This window comes from Paenibacillus sp. 2TAB19 (assembly GCF_052115185.1).
Classification (GTDB): domain Bacteria; phylum Bacillota; class Bacilli; order Paenibacillales; family Paenibacillaceae; genus Pristimantibacillus.
In genome coordinates this window covers 1-3,190 of record NZ_JBFRGE010000170.1, presented here as the reverse complement: position 1 = coordinate 3,190, position 3,190 = coordinate 1, and the positions used below count along the sequence as shown (strand labels likewise).

Genomic DNA, 3,190 nt, shown 5'->3' with positions numbered 1-3,190 from the left:
ATCGGATTGACCGAATACCTTTTGCCCGTATTCAATCGATCTATTTTTTCTATTTCTTTTTCTGTTAATTCAAAGTCGAATATCTCAGTATTTTCTTTTATTCTTCGTGAGTTTGAGGATTTTGGAATCACAATAACCCCCCTTTGTAAATGCCAACGCAAGATGACTTTAGCCACCGACTTATTGTGATGAAAGGCTATTTTGGCCAACTCCGGACGATCAAGCAACGCTTTATTTCCTTGCCCCAATGGTCCCCAGGCCTCATGTAACCTATGCCGAGCGAGATATTCGTGCAATTCGTTCTGTGGAAACTCCGGATGAGTCTCGATTTGATTAATCATCGGCGGAATCCTGGAATGCTTCATTACATTCTCAAGGTTTGAACTAAACTGCCAGTTACTTCAACAAAAATAAATATAGGAGCAGAACCACTAAGGCTGTTCTGCTCCTTGGGCATTCTGTTACCGGGTTGGTGATATTAAGATATCGTTAATTGAGTAATAGTATATATAAAAAAAGTGTTTCTCAACAAACAATTTCACATCGGATCGCGGAAATTATCGTCTAATTCTGTATTCATATTGATTTTATAAACGGTATATTGCTTATGAGAGTTGTMGTTAAGAAAATAAAAATGAGCTTCGAAGTAATCATGATCTCCATTAGACCATTTGAAGCTGTACTCAATATCAAGTAATTTCGTTTTTTCGTCAGGGTAAGTCTTTTTCAAATACTGAATTGCTTCATTCTTAAAGTTATATTTTTGAAATGGACTGCCGTAAGCCAAGGAGTATACAAAAAACACTAGATATCCTGCACCTATCAGAACAACGATTAATAGTAGCTTTGACAGAAACCTCAAAGTTATCACGCTCCCGTTAAACATGTCATTATGTATTCTAGGTGTTGTTAGAACATTACAATAGTACTATCTTTACTAAGTACCCGAAAATCGAAGATGATGGCGAAGTGCTATACAGGAGACTATTGTAGAAATAKATAGGCTTCTTGATGCTGAGACTAAGCTATAATAAGAGCAAAGAACGAAAAATTTATTGAACGAGGAGAAAGTATGAATCCTAATGATTTTATAGCGATAATACTTGGCAGTGATGAGAATGCCTATGGCAACGTCAGACTTATCCATGAAACCTATCAGATCAAACCGCTCCTGGTTTGTACTCGACTGTTGATTCCAACCAGACACAGCAACTTATTCGATCTTATCCAAATCGATCATTTCGACCAAGAAGATGTTTTCCCCGGCGCGTTGTTGTCCATCTTGGAGAAATATGCCTCCTCGAACAAGAAACTGATCGTCATTCCTTGTTCTGATTACTATGCCGGGATGTTGTCGCGCCACTATGGCAAATTTAATGGATTGATAGCAAATCATTTTCTATCAGACATGTTGTTGGAAACGCTCGATACTAAAGACAAGTTCTATGAACTGTGCGATCGATTCGGTTTAGACTATCCAAGGACGCTTGTTTGTGAGCCGCATGAACGTGAAAATGCTTTGGAACGCATAGAATTTCAATTTCCGATTGTTGTAAAACCTGAGAATAGTAATGCCTATGAATACCTTCATTGTTACTTCAAAGGCAAAAAGAAAGTGTTCTTCTTTAACAATCGTGAAGAATATTTAGCGATGATCAGCAACATGAATACATCCGGCTATAATGGCAAACTGATCATACAAGAGTTTATTCCCGGAGGCGATAGCGCAATGCGAGTGATCAACAGCTACTCCGATGATAGTGGGAACGTGAAAATGATGTGTCTCGGTCAGCCTGTGCTCGAAGAATATGCGCCGAATACGATAGGTAACTACGCCGCTATCATTAGCCGCTCAGATATGGACATATATGAGAAGGTTAAGGCATTCTTGGAGAAAGTCGGTTATGTTGGATTTTCCAACATCGACATGAAGTTCGACAGCAGGACGGGCAAATACATGATGTTCGAAATCAACCCGCGATTAGGTAGAAGTAGTTTGTTCGTACAGGGGGCCGGGTTGAATATGATAACAGCGCTCATAAGTCACGTCGTTTACGGCGAAGACACCGAATGCAAATACGGTCAAGCTACCGCATTATGGACTAACGTACCGAAAATGGTATTGAAGCGCTACGTCACCGATCCGGCGTTGTCGATCGAAATCGATAAGCTTTATAAGCAGAAAAGAGTGATCCGCTCACTTTGGTACAACAAAGACCTAAATGTGAAGCGTATTATTAGTGTCTCGCGCTATTTTTTTGGACACATCAACAACTATCGGCGATATTATTTCGATAAAGAACAAGCCTTATTTGTGGATCAAGACCGCTCGGAACGATAACAAGAAACGATAGCCAACTGAAGCAGCTATGCCGATAAGCTAAATATAATTATCATGGACTACCATAGATATATAGTTAATTTGATGTAGATGAAGAAAGACTACCGGTCATTTCTGGACGGTTGTCTTTTTGTTTTTGTTGATCTGTCATTCACCTTTAGGTTAATCATCAACTTGAGCTGACACTAAAATTGATAAACCCCGTTCTTCACCATAATCCCATAATTTCACCCACGGATATGTTCCAGTAGGAAGCAGAAATGTCCTTATTTCAAATGGCTTAATATTGTCCATATCACACTTAATGCCGCTTATCTCCGTACCAGGGTGAATACTGATTAGTCTTCCAGTGTCATTATAAAATTTGAATTTCATTCGACGCACATTTCTTTCTATAAACCCCAGAATAATGTTTTCCACCAATCTATTAATCTCTAGCCCGTTAGTATAATGAGTTGTACTAATTATCAAACCAAAAGACCAKACGGATATTTTCTGGCTCGTCAATTTTAATTAAACGGGGGATAAACTCATCCACAAAAGGAATTACCATCGCCTCTAGATGAAAAATTTCATCATTGTCATCCTCGAAATTTTGTTGCCAATCATATTCGAGAAGTTCTTTTAAAGTAAGCCAACTTCTGGTATGTGCATCCTCACCTTCTATATCACTTCGATTTTTCACTTCTGGGCTAACATCGTCAGGCAGTCCCTTTGGTAACGCAATAGGATGGATATCATAATGATTTCTTACATCCGCTAGTATCGCAAATAAGAGACTATTGCGTTACCAAAGGGACTGCCTGACGATGTTAGCCCAGAAGTGAAAAATCGAAGTGATATAGAAGG

General features: G+C 38.9%; 4 protein-coding genes. 1 reads left to right on the top strand and 3 read right to left on the bottom strand.

Annotated elements, in window-relative coordinates; all coding sequences use genetic code 11:
- The coding region (locus AB4Z33_RS30625; RefSeq protein WP_442053520.1) for an aldo/keto reductase at positions 1-341 on the bottom strand (341 nt) is incomplete at its 3' end.
- Between the two features lie 197 nt (positions 342-538).
- Positions 539-886, bottom strand: coding sequence for a YfjL-like protein (locus AB4Z33_RS30620; RefSeq protein ID WP_442053519.1), 348 nt, complete (start codon positions 884-886; stop codon positions 539-541).
- 186 nt (positions 887-1,072) lie between these two features.
- Here AB4Z33_RS30620 and AB4Z33_RS30615 point away from each other — a divergent pair, with 186 nt between their 5' ends.
- Positions 1,073-2,341, top strand: coding sequence for a carboxylate--amine ligase (locus AB4Z33_RS30615; protein WP_442053518.1), 1,269 nt, complete (start codon positions 1,073-1,075; stop codon positions 2,339-2,341).
- A 460-nt stretch (positions 2,342-2,801) separates the two neighbouring features.
- Here the strand turns inward: AB4Z33_RS30615 and AB4Z33_RS30610 are convergent, their stop codons facing one another.
- Positions 2,802-3,026 (bottom strand): hypothetical protein, encoded by a 225-nt coding sequence (locus tag AB4Z33_RS30610; protein ID WP_442053517.1) that lies wholly within the window; start codon positions 3,024-3,026, stop codon positions 2,802-2,804.
- Between the last annotated feature and the right edge of the window lie 164 nt (positions 3,027-3,190).